This window comes from Rhodonellum psychrophilum GCM71 = DSM 17998 (assembly GCF_000381545.1).
Lineage (GTDB): Bacteria > Bacteroidota > Bacteroidia > Cytophagales > Cyclobacteriaceae > Rhodonellum > Rhodonellum psychrophilum.
Genome location: NZ_KB906674.1, coordinates 309,710 through 328,017, shown reverse-complemented (window position 1 = coordinate 328,017; position 18,308 = coordinate 309,710). Strand labels below are relative to the sequence as shown.

11 protein-coding genes are annotated in these 18,308 nt (G+C 42.5%); all 11 read right to left on the bottom strand.

Annotation, left to right across the window (positions count from 1 at the left end):
* Nucleotides 1–86: 86 nt before the first annotated feature.
* Nucleotides 87–1,022 (bottom strand): sensor histidine kinase, encoded by a 936-nt coding sequence (locus F824_RS25545; RefSeq protein ID WP_019596692.1) that lies wholly within the window; start codon nt 1,020–1,022, stop codon nt 87–89.
* A gap of 396 nt (nt 1,023–1,418) precedes the next feature.
* Nucleotides 1,419–1,901: a peptide deformylase gene (locus tag F824_RS0104615; protein WP_019596691.1), complete on the bottom strand. Its 483-nt coding sequence runs from the start codon at nt 1,899–1,901 to the stop codon at nt 1,419–1,421.
* A gap of 179 nt (nt 1,902–2,080) precedes the next feature.
* The gene (locus F824_RS0104610) at nt 2,081–2,455 is read right to left on the bottom strand and encodes a hypothetical protein (RefSeq protein ID WP_139189616.1); all 375 of its coding nucleotides are present in this window, start codon (nt 2,453–2,455) and stop codon (nt 2,081–2,083) included.
* A gap of 490 nt (nt 2,456–2,945) precedes the next feature.
* Entirely contained in the window at nt 2,946–4,343 is a 1,398-nt protein-coding gene (lpdA, locus tag F824_RS0104600) for a dihydrolipoyl dehydrogenase (protein WP_019596687.1), read from the bottom strand.
* A 52-nt stretch (nt 4,344–4,395) separates the two neighbouring features.
* Nucleotides 4,396–4,752, bottom strand: coding sequence for a four helix bundle protein (locus F824_RS0104595; protein WP_019596686.1), 357 nt, complete (start codon nt 4,750–4,752; stop codon nt 4,396–4,398).
* 128 nt (nt 4,753–4,880) lie between these two features.
* Nucleotides 4,881–6,431 carry a 2-oxoglutarate dehydrogenase complex dihydrolipoyllysine-residue succinyltransferase gene (odhB, locus tag F824_RS0104590; protein ID WP_019596685.1) on the bottom strand — a complete coding sequence of 517 codons (1,551 nt, stop codon included), beginning with the start codon at nt 6,429–6,431 and terminating at the stop codon, nt 4,881–4,883.
* Between the two features lie 134 nt (nt 6,432–6,565).
* Complete coding sequence (locus tag F824_RS0104585) at nt 6,566–9,379, bottom strand: 2-oxoglutarate dehydrogenase E1 component (RefSeq protein ID WP_019596684.1); 2,814 nt, start codon at nt 9,377–9,379, stop codon at nt 6,566–6,568.
* 467 nt (nt 9,380–9,846) lie between these two features.
* Nucleotides 9,847–10,797 carry a hypothetical protein gene (locus tag F824_RS0104575; protein ID WP_019596683.1) on the bottom strand — a complete coding sequence of 317 codons (951 nt, stop codon included), beginning with the start codon at nt 10,795–10,797 and terminating at the stop codon, nt 9,847–9,849.
* 20 nt (nt 10,798–10,817) lie between these two features.
* Nucleotides 10,818–12,458, bottom strand: coding sequence for a SusD/RagB family nutrient-binding outer membrane lipoprotein (locus tag F824_RS0104570; protein WP_019596682.1), 1,641 nt, complete (start codon nt 12,456–12,458; stop codon nt 10,818–10,820).
* Between the two features lie 19 nt (nt 12,459–12,477).
* Nucleotides 12,478–15,687 (bottom strand): SusC/RagA family TonB-linked outer membrane protein, encoded by a 3,210-nt coding sequence (locus tag F824_RS0104565; protein WP_019596681.1) that lies wholly within the window; start codon nt 15,685–15,687, stop codon nt 12,478–12,480.
* A 1,112-nt stretch (nt 15,688–16,799) separates the two neighbouring features.
* A complete protein-coding gene (locus F824_RS0104550; RefSeq protein ID WP_026333495.1) occupies nt 16,800–18,299 on the bottom strand; it encodes a SusD/RagB family nutrient-binding outer membrane lipoprotein in 1,500 nt (499 codons plus the stop codon).
* Between the last annotated feature and the right edge of the window lie 9 nt (nt 18,300–18,308).

Here is an 18,308-nt window from a genome sequence, read left to right as displayed (position 1 = left end):
GAAAAAGCACATTCCAAATACACTTCCCCTCTTCTCATTTCCTTTCGGGATTTTGACGGAACAGCATTTCCGCGTCTTTCTCATCATCAACGCTCAATATTCTCATTCTGTGAATTCAAATGGGTTGGGATTTTAATTATAAACCTGGTGAAAAGCTTCTCCTCACTTTCAAGAGCCAAGCTTCCTTTATGGTTTTTGATGATGTCCTGGGTGATCCCAAGGCCCAAACCTGTGCCCTGCAATCTATTTTTGGTTGTAAAAAAAGGTTCAAATATTTTCTCGCGATGGGACTTGGGAATACCGGGGCCATTGTCCTCAATTTCCAATACAACCCATTCTTCCTTCCACACAGATTTAACGGTAAGCTTTGGCCCTTCGTGATGGGGACCCTCCGAATATTCACGATTTAGTCTCTTGTCGTTCTTTTCTCTTAATGCGTCAAAAGCATTGTTGCAGAGGTTCAGGATCACCCGGCTGAAATCTTCAGCCTTCAATGGGACAAGAGGAATGCTTCTATCAAGATCAAGCTGAATATCCACATTGATGGGGTCTTTGCCTGCTCGCATCCCGTGAAAAGCGAGGTTGACAAACTCCGTGATGAGTAAGTTGAGATCGTAGGGTTCAAACTGCCCTGAGCCCTCTCGAGAATGAAGGAGCATGGAGGTGACAATGCGATTGATTCTGCCTCCATGGTGCTGGATTTTGTTCAGGTTAGTCTCAACATCCTCTATCAAGTCCCGTATTTCGTTTGTCTCGGATTGTTCTTGGATTGACGTGAGTTGTTCCTTGACTTCTTGAAGGTATTCTATGCTCAACTCGGAAAAATTATTGATGAAGCCCAAAGGGTTTTTGATTTCATGGACAATGCCTGCCGAAAGAAGCCCCAAAGTGGAGAGTTTCTCTGCCCGAAGCAATTGTTTTCTTAGCACAGCCCGCTCCTTAAGCATCTCCTGTATTTGAGAGGATTGCGCATCGATGATTTTGTTCAACTGAATTGACTTTTCTTCTCCCGTCATTTCCATAGGGCACATCACTTTAAAGGCAAAAAGCTTCCTGGATGGAATGCTTTTTGAAAAACAAACTGTTTGGCATAAGCCAATTACGCGAATTAACCCCTAATAACATCATGATTAGGAAGGCTAAAAATAAATCTATGAAAAATAATGAGGTCTTCGTCCTTTTCACTTAAAAAAGGTAGAAAACATCATTGTTTATCCATGTTCTTTTTGCTTCAAAGGCTTACACCTAAAAGCTTTTTTAGCTTTTGGAAACACCCTCCCCCCTCTAAAAAAGAATATTTTCTGACTTGAAACAAAATTTTATATAAGTTGGAAAACAAAATTTCTTTAACTGAACAAGATTATCCATGGGTTCAATTTCTCGGAAAGTGTGAATACCGGAAACAATTTAGGCTGAAACTACCTCCACTTAAAGGCCTTGTCATCCATCGCCCTCATCGTGCAGAGCACTCCATTCAAGTGATCAAATTCATGTTGGATCAATTCTGCAATCGCTCCATCCACATCCCACGATTGCCTTTCCCAATTTTCATCCAAATATTCCAGTGTGAGGGATTGGTGCCTCTTCACTTTGACAAGGAGATTGGGAAAACTCATGCAATCATCCCAAAGTTCGAACATTTCTTCACTCGGATTTTTTATTTCGGGATTGATGATGGTATAGCGTTTGTCCAGATTGAGGTAGAAAAGACGTTTCATGATCCCCAATTGTGGGGCTGCAATGCCACGCCCAAAGCCAAACCTTCTCCGGACATCTTCCATCGCTTGGTGGAGTTCCTGCACCCAATTTTCCACTAAAGGAAGTTCTTCATGTGTCACTGGAGAACAAATTTCATAAAGGCGGGGATCACCCAATTTGAGGATATCTTCAACTTTTTTCATCAATAATATTTTAACCCGGAATATGCATTGGTCTTACAAATAAGCCTGTAAATACAAGAAAATCGGACTATTTAGATAATTAATATATCGTCCAACATGATGAAGTCAAAAACACTAAAAACCAACTGATTATGAATCAATTCCAGGTCGGAATAGAATTGATAATGCATAATACGGGTTTAAGAAACAAAACTTAAAATAACCAAACACTCAGCCCACTCACCGGATTGTTTTCTGTAGACAGACCACCTTCCTTCTGCACATTTGGAGCCGCAATATCTGCTTTGGAAAAAGAAGACCATCGCATCGTCCCTAAAAAAAACAGGCTCGGAAAAGGTGAATATTTGACCTCCTCCCATATTTGCAACAACCATTTTTTCCTCTTGGGAAGCAACTTTCAGCTTTGATTCAAAATCATGGACAGTTTTAATTTTCTTGTTCTCAACTAAACCCAATAGAAATTTTCGCTCCTCTTTTGAGAGCTCACATTTTTGGTTTTGCCCCTTGGTAGAAAAACCAGAACCCTCTGTCTCCAGGACTTTTTTTAACCTCATAATGGCCCAATCAGGAATTTCTGAAGAACACTTTATGGGATCATCGGAAATGGAATCAAAGATTTGATTCAGAAACCCATTTCTCGAACTCTCCTGCGCAATAAGAGGAAAAGAGATAAAAAACAAAAGGAAGAAAACTAAATAGATCTGTTTGAACATGATTAAACCCGTGTTATGCTTTACAATGCTATTCCAGTCTGAAATCGCCTATTATTCAGTATTTTTTTACAATTCTTGACTTCACCATATCGGCAAAATACCTTATTCTCCAAAGAGGCTGATTTTCTTGCAGTTTCAACCCCATTTGGAAACCCATTGTATATTTCCATCTAACTTCCCTCAAGTTAGCTGCTTTCCGTTACTTTTCTGCTGTATTGGAATTCGGTTTGAACGTAAGCGTCAGAAATTATTTATCCAAACATAAAAATAAAAACCTGCCAGATTTGGAATTCTGGCAGGTTTAGTAAGCTTGACTTGATGCGATTAAAGATCAAATATGAAGTGCTCTATTGTCCGTAGCGGCCAAACATGCTTCCTTGAAAGCTTCCGTATAGGTCGGATGGGCGTGTGACATCCGGGCAATATCTTCGGCCGAAGCCCTGAATTCCATCGCCACGACCGCCTCTGCAATCATGTCTGCGGTTCTTGGCCCGATCATGTGCACACCCAGGATTTCATCCGTCTCGGCATCTGCCAATACTTTCACCAGTCCGTCGGTATCCATCGAAGCTCTAGCCCTTCCCGATGCCATAAACGGGAATTTACCGGTCTTGTATTTGGTTCCTTTTTCTTTCAATTGCTCCTCGGTATACCCGACAGAAGCCACTTCAGGCCAGGTATAGACAACCCCTGGGATCAAAAGGTAATTGATATGGGGCTTTTGTCCGGCAATGACTTCGGCAACGAAAGTGCCTTCTTCTTCGGCTTTATGGGCAAGCATCGCACCTTTTACCACATCGCCGATGGCGTATATATTTGGAACGTTTGTCCGCAAATGGTCATCCACTTCCACCAATCCGCGGTCGCTTATCTTGACCCCGGCGGCTTCGGCATTCAACCCATCGGTATAGGCTTTTCTGCCAATGGAAACGAGTACATAATCCCCTTTCAGTTCAACGATTTCTCCTTTGCTGTTTTCGGCTTTTACGGTGACCTCTTTTCCTTTTCTTTCAACACCTGTGACTTTGTGTTTGAGGTAAAAATCAAAACCCAATTTCTTGAGTGATTTTTGAAGTTCCTTGCCCATGGTCTTGTCCATGGAAGGAATCAAAGAATCCAAATATTCCACTACGGAAACCTTCGCCCCCATTCTGCCATACACGGAACCGAGTTCCATTCCAATCACGCCACCGCCGATCACGATCATGTGTTTGGGAATCTCTTTCAGGTTCAGCGCTTCCGTGGAAGTAATGACCCTGTCCTTGTCCAATTTGATAAAGGGAAGGGAAGCAGGCTTGGAGCCTGTGGCAATGATGATGTTTTTACCTTGGAGATCTTGGCTTGTTCCATCGTCTTTGGTCACGCGGACAGTATTCTTGTCCACGAAAGAACCCAAACCTTGGTGGACTTCAATCTTGTTTTTCTTCATCAAATACTGGATTCCATCCACGTTTTGCTTGACCACGTCGTCCTTGCGAAGGATCATCTGCTTGAGATCCACTTTCAGGTTGGTCAAGTTGATGCCATGGGTTTTAAAAGTGTGGGCCGCATTGTGATAATGCTCGGAAGAATCCAAAAGTGCCTTGGATGGGATACAGCCAACATTCAGACAGGTCCCTCCCAAAGTTGGGTATTTTTCAATAATGGCCGTTTTCATACCAAGCTGTGCCGCCCTAATGGCTGCCACATATCCTCCCGGCCCGGAGCCAATTACAATTACGTCGTACATGTGTTTTTATTTGTACCATGTACCAAGTAAGAAGTACCCGGCACAGGTGGGTTTACTGAATATTCAAACTTTTTTTCAATTTGACAATCATATTCTGAATATGCTCCAATTCCAGTTCGAATTTTTCAAATTCTTGATCACTGAGATAATTCAGCTTATTTGAGATTACCAGTTGGGTGTCCAACTCAAAGCAAGATCCGAGGGCTATTCCCAAGAAATTGTTAAAATCTTTTGGGCCATTTCTTCCTGCTCCTTCTGCAATGTTGGAAGGTATTGAAACTGACGCGCGATTCATTTGACTGACAAGCCCAAAACGTTCTTCTTTTGGGAACCTTCCTGTTATTTGATAAATGTCTACGGACAATTGAATGGCCTTTTGCCAAACCTTCAAATCCTTGTATCTATTCAAAATTTGTTGTTTTAAAGTGAAAACTAATCTAGTATTTAAAATAGATAGTTTTCACTTTAAAACAAAATCAAGAACGTAGTTTTAATTACTTAGTACTTAAGACTTTTTACTTAGTACACGATAACCAATTACACCCCAAACAACAACCTTTCCGGTGCTTCAAGAAGCTGCTTTACGCGAACCAGGAAGCTTACAGACTCGCGGCCATCGATGACACGGTGGTCATAGGAAAGGGCCAAATACATCATGGGAAGGATTTTCACTTCGCCATTGACTGCCATCGGCCTTTCGACGATGTTGTGCATGCCTAAAATGGCTGATTGTGGCGCATTGATGATCGGAGTCGACATCATGGAACCGAATATACCGCCATTGGTAAGGGTAAAAGTCCCCCCTGTCATTTCCTCTATGGACAATTTGTTGTCTCTGGCTTTAAGCGCCAACCTGACGACCTCTTTTTCGATTTGATCGAAACTCATCGATTCGGCATTTCGGATCACCGGAACGACCAAGCCTTTTGGCGCGGACACGGCGATGGAGATGTCACAGAAATGGTTGTACACAATTTCGTTTCCATCGATTTGTGCATTCACAGCCGGCCATTCTTGCAGGGCTACGCAAACGGCTTTGGTGAAGAAGGACATAAAGCCCAGGTTCACCCCATGCTTTTCCTTGAATTGATCCTTGTATTTCTTTCTCATTTCCATGATCGGACCCATGTTCACTTCATTGAAGGTCGTGAGCATGGCGGTTTCATTTTTCACAGCTACCAATCTTCTGGAAATGGTCCTTCTCAAGGAGGTCATTTTCTCTCTTTTGGTATCTCTGGAACCGGCAATCTTTGGGGCAGAAGAAGGTGCCGTTGCTTCGGTCTTCGGCGTTGGCTTACTTTCCGCTTTCGGTGTTTCTTTGGCTGCCACTTGGGCTCTTTCAGCATCCTCTTTGGTGATTCGACCATCTTTACCGGTGCCTTGGATTCCCTTAGCATCCATTCCTTTTTCGGAAAGAATTTTGGCTGCTGCGGGAGAAGCATGTCCGGTTGCATAAGTGTCTTTTCCAGATACTGAAGTACTGGCTGCTTGGGATCCTCCGTTAGAGGTTGCTTCTTCTTGTTCAGGAGCACCACCTTCTGTCACCTCAATTTTGCAGATCAAGCCTCCAATTTCCAAGGTATCGCCTTCTTGGGCGACGTGTCTCAATATCCCGGTGGCTTCCGCAGGAAGTTCAAAAGTTGCTTTGTCGGAATCCACTTCTGCGATGATCTCGTCGAGCTCCACGAAATCCCCATCGGCTTTCAGCCAATTTGCCAAAGTCACCTCGGTGATCGATTCCCCAACGGTAGGAACTATCATGTCTTTGATTTCGCCTGTTTTGCCTCCTTTGTTGGAGACAGGCTGACTTTCTTCTTTCTTGGTATCATCGGAAGCGCTTTCTCCGGCACTTGCCGAAGAGTCGATCTCACAGATCACTTCGCCGATTTCCAAGGTATCGCCTTCTCCAGCTTTGATTTTCAAAATCCCGGCTGCTTCAGCCGTCAATTCAAAAGTTGCTTTATCAGATTCCAGTTCGCAGATCACCTCATCCATTTCTACAAAATCTCCATCTTTCTTGAACCACTGACCAATGGTGACTTCGGTAATGGATTCCCCTACGGTAGGGACTTTAATTTCTAGGCTCATTGTTTTTCTTTTTTACCCCCAAACCAGTTGGTCCAAGGTTAATTTAACATGATTTTTTTAAATTAAACCAAAAGCAGAGTAAACGATTATGATCCTCTCTGGATCACAATCGTTTTTATGCTGCTCAGGGGTGATTATGAAAGTTTTAAGGCTTTTCTGACGATCGCCGTTTGTTCTTCAACGTGCACTTTGTTATAGCCAGTGGCAGGGGAAGCACTGTTTTTTCGGGCGATCAATTCCATTGGCAGTTCTTTGTAGAGCAACCTAAGGAGATAATTCCAATAACCCATGTTCTCAGGCTCTTCCTGTACCCAGAATACCTCGGCATTTTTGTATTGCTTAAGCGCTTCGAACATCTGTTTTTTCGGCAAAGGGTGCAATTGTTCTATCCGGATGATGGCAACATCAGTGACTTTCTCTTTTTCCCTGACTTCTTCCAGATCATAATAGATCTTTCCGGAACAAAGCACAACCCTTTTTACCTCATCGGGATTGGTTTTGGTATCAAGAATGATTTCTCTAAACCTACCATTGGTAAACTCACTGATCGGGGACATCACTTTGGGGTGCCTCAGCAAGGATTTGGGAGACATCACGACGCAGGGCTTTCTGAATTCCCAGGCCAACTGTCTCCTGAGTAGGTGAAAGAAATTGGAAGGCTCGGTGATGTTGGCCACGATGATGTTGTATTCAGCGGACAGCTGGAGGAATCTTTCCGGCCTGGCATTGGAATGCTCAGGACCCTGACCTTCATAGCCGTGCGGAAGAAGCATGACAAGGCCGTTCATTTTTTGCCATTTGGATTCACCAGAGGTGATAAACTGGTCAATCATGGTCTGGGCACCATTGGCAAAATCACCAAATTGTGCTTCCCATACGGTCAAAGAATGCGGATTGGCCATCCCGTAGCCGTATTCAAAGCCCAAAACTGCATATTCTGACAGCAGGGAATTGTAGATGTAGAATTTACCATCATGCCCTTTCAATTCCTTCAGGAAGTTGTGTGGCGTGTTGGTGTTGGCATCATGGACGACTGCATGTCGATGCGAAAATGTTCCCCGCTGACAATCCTGTCCCGTGATCCTAACCGTTTCTCCATCTTTCAAAAGAGACCCATAAGCCAACAATTCTGCCGCAGCCCAGTTCAAGGATTTGGAATTGAAGAACATGTCCTTCCGTTGCTTGAGCTGAACTTCGATTTGTTTGATTGGCTTGAATCCTTTTGGAATGGTGGTCAGGGCATCGGCAACCACTTTGATGGTTTCTTCCGAAATCCCAGTTTCAGGTGAAAGTTCAAAATCCTCAGGGGTTGATCTCCTCAAAGACTCCCAAACCGTTTCAAACTTGGTTTGTTGATAGGGAAGTGGTTTTTCCTTGACCATGTTCAGTCTGTCCTGAAGCAACTGGCGGAATTCCTCATCCATTTGTTTGGCAATCTTGGCATCGAAATCTCCCCTTTCCGTGAGTTTTTTTACGTAAATTTCACGAGGATTGGGATGCTTAGAGATGATATTATAAAGGGAGGGTTGCGTGAATTTAGGCTCATCAGACTCATTGTGTCCATGCCTTCGGTAGCACACCATATCCACAAATATGTCTTTGTTGAATTTTTGACGGAACTCGGAAGCCAAGCGTGCTGCAAAAACCACTGCCTCGGCGTTGTCACCATTGACGTGAATGACGGGCGCATCGATGATCTTGGCCACATCGGTACAATAAATGGATGACCTCGCATCGTCAAAATCAGTGGTGAAACCCACTTGGTTGTTGATGACAAAATGGATGGTCCCTCCTGTGTTGTATCCTTTCAATTCCGCCATTTGGGTAACCTCATAGACGATTCCCTGACCGGCGACAGCAGCGTCTCCATGGATCAAAATGGCCATTGCTTTTTTGGAATCCCCCTTGTGTTGGGAATCGATTTTGGCACGGATGAATCCTTCAACCACTGGATTGACTGCCTCTAAGTGGGAAGGATTGGGCGCCAATTTCAAATGGATTTTTTTATTGTTGGGAGTAACCAAATCGCTGGAGTATCCCATATGGTATTTGACGTCACCATCACCCATGGTCAAATCTGGCTTGGCGGTCCCTTCGAACTCTGAAAAAATCTGTTCGTAGGTCTTCCCCATGATGTTGGCGAGTACGTTAAGACGTCCTCTGTGGGCCATGCCCAGCATGAATTCCTCCACGCCAAGGTCTGCACTTGCATTGACAACTGCATCAAGGAAAGGAATGGTACTTTCCCCACCTTCCAGTGAAAAACGCTTCTGTCCAATGTATTTAGTATGCAAAAAGTTTTCAAAAACTACCGCTTGGTTTAATTTTGACAGGATTTGTTTTTTCTCCTCCACGGAAGGATTGAAGGCCAATGCCTCTTTTTCCACCTTAGTTTTGAACCAATCCAGCATTTCCGGATCACGGATATAGAGGTATTCAAACCCCATTGGGCCTTCGTATATTGTCTTGAGGGCCTCCATGATTTTGGAGAGCTTGGCTGTCCCAATGCCAATTTCTTTTCCAGCTTGGAATTCGGTATTCAAATCTTGTTGGTCCAACCCAAAATCCTCCAGATCGATAAGCGCTTTTCGATCCTTTCGTTCCCTTACTGGATTGGTTTTTGACCTTAAATGTGCTCTGGATCTGTATGCGTGGATCAAGGCCCTCACTTTGATTTCTTTGGGCAACAATTCCATGTCCATGATGGTCCCCTTAGTCGCTAAGGATCCACTGGAGGTAGGTGTTGTGCTTGGTTCCGCCTCAGCCATACTGGTTCCTTTTAAGGCCCCACCGTTTTCATCTTCACCATATTGGGTAATGGCAAATTCAAAACCGTCAAAAAATGACTTCCAACTGGGATCTACTGATTCTGGATTTTTTTTGTACTCCACATACAGCTCATCAATATAAGCAACGTGGGCATTGGCGATATACGAGAATTTATCCATGTTTGAGTTTTTGCTAACCTTACAAATGTAGATTCAAATTAATTGATATAAAAATTGCATATTCGGATACCCAAATATTATTGGAAATCAGACCTCTACTCGTCAGTAACGGAATTTTATTTTTTAATTTTGATAAAGAGAAATAATTTTAACTGTTTGATTTCTAAAAAATAGCCTTTGACAAATATAATATCCTTTCTGCCCCTGTGATGCATTACCATTTCTGATCCCGCATAAATTTGATCACCAATCCGTCAATTGTAAACTATTATAGACTTCTCCACTGAGGAAATACTCCTAACGCTCCAATAGTCTGATTTTCTTGCAGTTTAACCCAATTTAGAAACCTAATGCAGGTTACGGGTTTAAAGCAGTAAACTGAATAGAAAAGTGATGATTTTCTTCAAATAAAAAAGCAGCACCCATAGGGAGCTGCTTTTTTATTTGAAGAAAGTTTACTCAGTCAATTATCTCAAAGTACTTGGCCATGTGAAACCAGCTGGAGCAATAAGGGTTGTTCTACTCGCCTCATTGTCTGTCGTGATCCAATCAAATACAAGGTTTTTGCCATCGTTGCTGACGAAAGTGAAAGTATAAGTACTTCCGTACTTGTCAGCACCTGTAAAATTAAGTATTCCACAGGAATCATTCAGACGCAAGTTTCCTGCACCCCATCCTGAGTCTGAGCAATCAAACATCCCAAATGAACCATCAGAAATAGTATAGGCAGTTGAGTTGGTAACTGGAGTCAGAGAAATGGTTCCCGTCAAAACCTTTCCTTCACATGATCTTGCATATGGAGAATTGGTAACCACGGTACTGAATGCGTAAGTACCGCCCAAAGCTGTCGGACAAACCACACCTACATTGTACAAGAAAGGGGAAGCATAAAAGAAACCACCTGCCACATCGGAACTTCTATTGTCAGAAGAGAAAACCCTTCCATTCGTAGTCGTCAACACCAGTCTGAATTCAAATGTATCTCCACCTTCAATCTGTGCAGGTGTTAAACCTACGGCAGTAATTGCATCTAGGGCAGCAACTTCAAAAGAAGTTCTCAAGAACCTGCTATTTGGATTTGGTCCAAAATCGGAAGCACTAAGGGTCTTCACCAAGACATCATTTGTTGGTGTATATTCCAAACCTACACCTGGAATCAACCTTCTGTGTCTTACTCTGATTTCCACCGTTGACACTGTCGCTCCATCTTCGATATCCACAGCTTCCAAGGTCAATGCGAATTTGGAAGATTGGAGGTCAAAGAAATTAAAACTATCGCTTGTTCTCGCTATCGTCCTAAGATATGTTGCCGTATCAAAGGTTTTATAGGGAATTCTTGGTTCTACAAAGTCAGTGCAGGAGGTCGCAAGGACCAACAAGGCAACCAACAATCCATAACTATATTTTAGTATTTTCATATTTTTTAGCTATTTATAGATTAATACACCCAAGCATTTCCTTCAGGATTGGTATCCCAGAATACTCGCAAACGCTGAGAAGCCTTCTGAGATGCGCTTGTATTCGTCACCAAATAGTTATTTGGATAGAAAAAGGATCTAGGGAAATCACCGAAATTTGCAATCAAGCCAGGCTGCATGCCATCAGGCTGACCAGTTCTTCTGTAAAGGTTATAGGCTTCATTGCCACTTCCGTACAAAGACAACCAATATTCTCTACCGATGATATTCATCTTCCTTCCCGCAGGAGCAGCATCCCATTCACTTGCAACGAATGTAAGGTAATTCGTTACGGCAGTATTGAATGCAGCTATCGGCTGGAAAGTTGTGATTGCGGCAGCGTCTGCAGTAGAAGTCGAGTAAGCCCTCACATAATCCATGTGCTTTTTGATCCCGCTAAGTGTAAGCGCTTTTGGATCTCCAGAAACACCATCCATTGTCTGGATCGCTTCCGCCAACATAAAGTCAACGAAGGCTGGCAACATAATCGGCTGGATACCCGCTCCAAGTCCACCTAATGTTGGAGAACTAACAGGAGCGCCAGAATTATTGTCGAATCTGCCTCCAGCGGGATAAATACCCCACACCGTTCTATCAAATCCATCCGGCGGAATACCTTCAGCATTCAAATGGTCTCTTCCCCAGTAACCTCTGTCACCAGGCAAGCAGAATGGAAATCCACCAGCAAGATAATGGCCGGGCGCAATTTCAGAAAGACATCTAAGCTTGTCAGGATCAGTTGGATTTACGAGTACTTGTCTGTAGAAGTAATATCTCGCTCTTGGATCATCAAACCCTTTTTCCTCAGTCAAATGATACATGTACCATGTGGACTGATAGTCTCCTCCGCCGGCACCATAAGCGGCAAACCGCGGGTGACGTGAATCAGGATTGGTCAAGCTCGTTCCATATCTGAAAACGAATTCCTGTCCGGGCGCAATGAAATTGTTAGCAGCAATCAAAGCATTGATCGCTGAAGTACTTCCCGATGCATCCACAAGCTTTCTGTTCAAATGGTATTTCAATTCCAAAGAATTGATCAATTTGAGCCATTTGGCTGCATCATTTGCGTAAAAGAAATCATTTGGCGTCCCAACTGAAGGGGCTGCAAAATCAAGTCTTGCTTGTGCCAAGGCAGCGAATGCAGCCTGGTAAACTTGGGCACCTGGATCCACAACCGGGTTGAAATTGGCTGGATCCAAAGCTTCAGTCAAAGGTACTGCATCAAAATAATCAACCATTGTCAACAAAACATAGGCTTTGATTGTCCTGGCGATACCAAGGTGTCTTTTAAATCCTGCTGTTTCAGCCAATGGCTCAAGAAATTTGATATCGTTCAGGATATCTGCATATCCCGTGGTCCAAATCCCGTTGAAATTCACAGGCACATATGCCTGCTCATAAAGGTTACTAGGCTGTCCCAAAACCCGGGTCAATCGCATCCCATTGTTTCCAGTAGTATTGAAGAAACCGGCAAAATCAACCTGGATTTTATTCAGTACTAAATTAGGAGATGCAGTTCCCGGCGTCACCTCATTTGGATCGTCTTGCAAATTCAAATCGCAGGAACTTACCACCAAAACACTCAAGGCGATAAATAGGCTATATAATTTTATTTTCATTGTCTTTTCGTTTTGGGGATTAGAAAGAAAGGGTTACTGTACCACCAAATCTTCTGGAGCTAGGACCAGTTACAAAATCAAAGCCTAAACCATTCCCAACACCAAGTCCCAATACATCCGTATCAAAGTTCATGTTTGGAGGGAAGTTCAAAGCTCTAAACCAAAGGTTGGTTCCACTCAAAGCTATTGAAGCACGTTTGAATGGCGTTTTGCTAACCAAGTTGGATGGGATATCATAACCCAAGGATACTTCTCTTAGTCTGATGGTACTTCCATCAAAGATGTTGGATTCGTCAGCACCAGTATGGTATTGATTGAAGAAGTAGTTTGAAGCTGTGATTTGAATATCATTTGGCGTTCCATCTTGTTTGACACCAGGAAGGATAAAGGTCAATTCCCTATCCACTACAGGATCTTTCGTCACACCCCTTGCCAAAGAGGCCGTTACGGTGTTCGAGAAAATGGTCCCTTTGTGTCTGTATTCCATCATGACGTTCAAGCTCAAACCTTTATACCTAAAGGTATTGATCCAAGATCCTGTCCAAGCTGGATTAGGATCACCCAATTCAACCAATTCAGCAGCGGTTTGGTAATCTCCATTGGGTAATACGATTGGCTGTCCCGTTTGCTCATCTCTTGCAAAACCGGTTCCTTTGATAATGTTGAAAGGTTTGCCTGGTATGGCGAAGTTACCCAAATCGGTAAATCCCGATACGACCACTTCTTCCAATCCTCCACCAAGTTCCATCACGATGGTTCTGTAAAGCCCGAAATTCACAATGGATTCCCAGCTAAAGCCGGACGCTGTACTTACTGGAGTGGCGGTGGCCTGAAGTTCAACTCCCCTGTTTCTGATTTTACCGATGTTGATTTCAGTAAGTGTATAACCAGTGGCCGGATCAATTGGCGCACCAGTGATCAGATCCTTCGTGTTTTTCTGATACACCGAAAGGTCAAGTCTCAATTTGTTATTGAACATGGCTGATTCTACACCAAACTCAAATTCTTCGTGCAACTCAGGTTTCAAATTTGGATTTCCCAAACGTCTGCTCACAGATTGGGATTGAAAAACACTTCCTCCTCTTTCGAAAGACTGAGCATTTTGTTCCAAAATATTCCTGGTTCTGTAAGGGCTTGGAAACCCTGCTGACGTACCGTATCCAAATCTCAATTTAAGATCATTGACAGTACTGGAATTCCAATTAAAAGCCTGGCTAGGCAAGAAAGAAACAGATGCACCTGGATAAAGAATTCTTCTGTTTTCTTTTTCAACAGTTGATGTCCAATCATTTCTTGCAGAAAGGTTCAAGAACAAATAATCATTATAATCCAAAGTAACCGCTGCATAAACCCCCATTCTTCTTTCTTCCTGGGTAAAGTTCAATGCTGCACCATTAAATGGATCTCTTGATGCTGAAGTAAGGAAGTTGGTATGTCTAAAGAGATCAAACGCCAACTGCCCTGTGGAAACAATACCATCCTGAGCATAGGAATCATACCTGGAGTTTCCTCCTATCAAGGCACTGAATCCTATTTTTTCGGAAAGGTCTTTTTTGAAGTTGATGACCAAATCCTGGTTCCAGATGGTGTTTCTGATGCTCAAAGACCTGAAGTACCCCGAATTGACAAGAACACTTGACCCTGTTCCGCCGCCTTTGTTGTACATATTGTCACGCTGTTCGGTGTAGGTATCCAAACCAATCCTGTAGGTAACAGAGAAATTATCGTTTACGTCATAGTTCAACGAAGTTGAATTGAAGAAACGATTCACCAAGCTTGTGTTTCTATAATATTTCGCCAACCAAAGGGGATTGGTCTGGTCATTTCCTGATCTGTAATAAACAGAACTTCTATCCACCGGATTCTCAAATGGCAAATTCGCGATATCCACCGATCTTGGAGTGTACAATACGTTGGCAAATACGGATGGAATACCACCACTTGCACCTGAACCGAAGGCCGCATTTACCGGAGGTGTTTCCAAATCCGTAATGGCGAAGGTAAAGGAAGAGTTCACGGAAAGTTTATCAGTAATGGCTGAGTTTACACCCAAACCAAAATTGAATTTCTGAAGCTCATTTCCAGGTGTAAATCCCTGATCCTTGGTATAGCCAAAAGAGGCGCTGAAGCCTGTTTTGTCCGAAGAACCTGACATTTGTAAAGAAGTATTGGAAACCAAACCTGTTCTAAAGAAAGCAGTACTGATGTCTTCATAGGCTTTGTAGTCATACAAGATAGGCGTACCGTCTGGATTTCTAAATTCTGGGAAAGCGTTTCTGATACTGGCCAAACCTGAGGCCGCAACCGGATGATTAACCTGTAACCCTGTATCCATTCTTGGTCCAAAGTTGGAGAAGAAGAATCCTGGCTGCTGTTGGAAACCATTTCCGTAAATATTCCCGAATGTTGGAAGAGAAGCCGCTTTGTTGGTGAAGAAAGACTGGTTGACAGTCACTTCTGCTGGTCTTCTTTTTGCAGCACCGGATTTGGTTGTAATCAAGATTACACCGTTTCTTCCCTGGTCGCCATACAATACGGTGGCGGAAAGACCTTTCAACACGTTTACACTTTCGATGTTGTTGGGATCAATATCCAAGAAACGGGAGGAAGTAGTGGCTCCACCGGTACTGAATCCATTGGCAGCATTGGTTCCTGTACTGAAAGGAACACCATCAACAATAAACAGAGGCTGGTTGGATCCGGTAGCAGAGGAATATCCCCTGATGATGATATTGGTACCTGAACCGGACATCCCGTTTGTGGCGGTAATGTTTACACCGGCTACTTTACCCTGCAATACCCTAGAGACATCGGCCTCAGGGCGATTAGAAATCTGCTCTTCTCCTACGGAAGAAACAGCATAACCCAATGCCTTCTTTTCCCTTTCGATACCGATCGCCGTTACAACCACTTCTGAAAGCTGGGCAGCATCGATATTGAGGGTGACATTGATAACGGACCTGTTACCGATTGCTTCTTCTTTGGTCTTCAAACCAATAAAGGAGTAGATCAGAACATTTGATCCTGCGGGGACATTGATGGAGTAGTTACCATCCAAATCGGTGGTAGTACCCACTGTAGTCCCTTTGACTAGGATGGATGCGCCTGGCAGGCCCAAACCATCTTCCTCGGAAATTACCTTTCCGGTAATTACCCGTTGTTGCGCCGACACTTCATAGCTGAGAGCCATCGTGAAAAGCGCAAGAACAAGGAGTAAAGCTTTTCTCATAAGGTATTTAGTTTAGTTGATGCGTAAATAAAAATCAATTATCGCACATTTCAAAATATGCCTCTTTTTAGTTGGATTATCTGAATTTTTCAGAACAATACCCCATTATTCAATTAAAAAGCATCCGTTATTGAAATATTAACATAGCTTAACGTTTAATTAACATTTAGAGGATCTGATTACAATAAGTGGCCATTTTTTTGTGTGGACGGTTGAAAAAGCTGAAAATTTGGCAGGAATGCCTTTTTTGCCAAATTTTTAATGCAAAAAGAATTCATTTGACAATAAATAAAAATTTTATTTTGTTCAATTAAATTCAACAACATCGGTACTAAATTCATTTTTACGGCATATATTTTATATTTTTATTAAAAAAAGCATTTTTTCTTGTGTTTATTTCAATAAATATCATTTATACTGACTTTAAACAAAAAACAATCCAGCTGAATACTTTCAGCAAATTTTATGAGACAGCCTATCTATAAATTTTTATTTCATTCTGAAAAAAAATAAATAAGGGGTCCAGAATAAATTTAAAATTGCTTAAAAATAAATTTCAGGGTCAAAAAAAACCCTAAAATTTTAAAAATGTTATTTAGACTTTAGATTTACAGAATTTAAAACCCAACTTTATTCATTTTAACAAAATTGGGTTCATATTCTAAACCAAATAAAATTTTTACCACACTCCTGGTTATAAAAACCGAATAAATCCCAAAAGAGTATCCCAATTTAGATCCATTCGGGAAATCCAAAGGGCCAAAACCAATGGGTAGGAAGAGTTGAACCCTAATTCTCTCGGCAGGGAACTTGGAATGTTCTGACCTTTGAGAGATTGAAGAAAGGGCGCTCCGTAGTTTCTCTGACAAGGTCTCCTACATTAAACCCGAATTCTAAGACATCGAAAAAGTAACGTAAAGCATCTAACTTGATTAAGTAAGTTTGAATAGACAATAGGTTTCCAAATGGGATTGAAACGGAATTTTTATTTTGGGTTCAAGCGCTGCACCACAGATGAGGTCCTACCTGCCTACTTGCATCCAAGGATTGATTCAAATAAAAAAAGGGGCTTAAAAGCCCCTTTTTTTATTTGAATCAGATCATAAATCCAATTATTGAACATCCCACCATATGCGACCATCCAGGTCATCACTTGAAAAGCCTTGACGGGTGAGTGCTTCCTGATGATTTTCAGTGTTCAAATTCGCTTCAGTGGTACCATATGCTTGTCTTCTAGGAATCTGCAAGCTTGGAGTCAGCGCATTGGCCGCAGGCGTAAGACTTGGAATCCCAGTTCTTCTCCATTCTGCCCATGCCTCGTATCCATTTGGAAAAAGAGCAATCCATTTTTGCGTTAGGATTTGCTCCAGCTCCCTTCCGGAACTAAATGCCACTTCAGTATTCGTCATGTAAGCATCGAAGGAAGAACCAACTCCATGTTGATTTAGAGAAGCCTGAATTCCTTGATCGTAATAGGATTTGGCATTTCCAGGAATCCAACCTCTAACAACCCCTTCCGCCAATGCGAAAGCAATCTGTGCAGAAGTGTAGATATAGGCAGGGGAATTTTGTTGCCTAAAGGCATTCCCCAAAAATGACACCCTAGAATTCGGAATTGAACCCGCATCAGCCTCTGACAAACCATAAGGCATCCCAACAAACTGATTGGTCGTATTTTCCAAAGGATTGGCATAAACCGGTAAGCGGGGATCAGCCAGCTTATCCATCTTCCCTCTTGATCCATTATGGGGACTTGCGTAGGAATTCAATTGCATAAAATTCATCACTGGATCTGCAACTGTCCAATCCAAACGCCCTTGGGAGACAAAAGAACTGTAGTATGGATTTTCATAGGTCTGAATATTCAAATACTTGAACATTACATTTTCTGAATTATCGAGTGCAATAACCCCTACATTAAAAGCCAATGCAAATTCTGCAGCGGCCTTGGTTGGGTTAACTTTAGAGAGCCTTTGCGCAGCTACCAAGCGGATTGTGTTGGAAACCTTTTTCCACAACTCCATATTTCCATTCAATAGAATATCTCCTTTAACCGGAATTGTACCAGGCCCTGTAACGATCATGGCCGAAGCATCTTTGAGTGCCTGAATACATCCATCGTATATTTCCGATTGTGGATCAAACTTAGGAGTGAGTATTCCTTCATTCCCTTTAAGCGCTTCAGAATACGGAAGATCGCCCCAACGATCAGTCAAAAACAAGAAATAATACGATTGCATAATTTTGGCAATCGCTATCTGGTTTTCATTTGATCCATCTGCTGATGCAACTACTTTGGTCAACTCATTGGAGTTGATCTCAATGATTTTCTGGAGATCTGCCAAAGGGCCATTGTACCAAAAATCTGAGGCGAAATTAATCGTCTGATAATTATCCGCAGAGGTGTATTGCTTATTGGAAATATGTTGAACATAAAGGGCGCCTTGAGTAGCCAAGACATTCCCACCAGTTGTCAACATACTATTGGTAAGCAATGCACTGGTCTTCGGTGAAGTAGATTCGTTTGGATTGACATTTAAATCCCCAAAGTCATCCCAACTGCATGATCCCATGACCAAACAAATGGATATTGCTGCTATGTAATTCTTCATCGTTTTCAT